The 438-nt window shown below is 74.2% G+C and carries 1 pseudogene; it reads left to right on the top strand.

Annotated features, from left to right (window positions below):
* Positions 1–80: 80 nt before the first annotated feature.
* A pseudogene (locus D183_RS25585) lies at positions 81–438 on the top strand (hypothetical protein); the annotation flags it as partial.

Raw genomic sequence — 438 nt, 5'->3', positions numbered from 1 at the left:
CTGGCGCTGGCGCAGCGCTGCAGCGTGCGCGAAGCCGCCACCCGCGATACCGAGTGGGACGGCGAGGCACTGCCGCCGCCATGAGCCATGGCGACGCCGCCGCCGCAGCCGCCCACTACGCCGCGCAGCTGCAACGCTTCGCCGCGCTGCACGCCGGCGGCGACGCGCAGCAGTTGGCCGACAACGCACATGCGCGCATCGAGGTATTGCAGGCGGGCGACCTGGCACTGCCGGTGACGGTCGGCGAACGCCACCCCGGCAACGCCTGGGTCTGCTCGCCGCGCACCACCTATGCCGACTACGCCGCCGAGGAAGCCGCACGGCTGCTGCCGGGCACGCTGGCCGCGCCGGTGCGCGGCCTGTGCGGCGGCATCGGCGCGTGGCTGGACTGGGCACGGATCGACCGTGCGGTCACCCTCAACAACTGGCTGCTGTCCA

The organism is Xanthomonas sp. SHU 199 (assembly GCF_000364665.1).
Lineage (GTDB): Bacteria > Pseudomonadota > Gammaproteobacteria > Xanthomonadales > Xanthomonadaceae > Xanthomonas_A > Xanthomonas_A sontii.
Note: the sequence above shows the minus strand (reverse complement) of the source record. Positions and strands in the feature narration are given on the sequence as shown.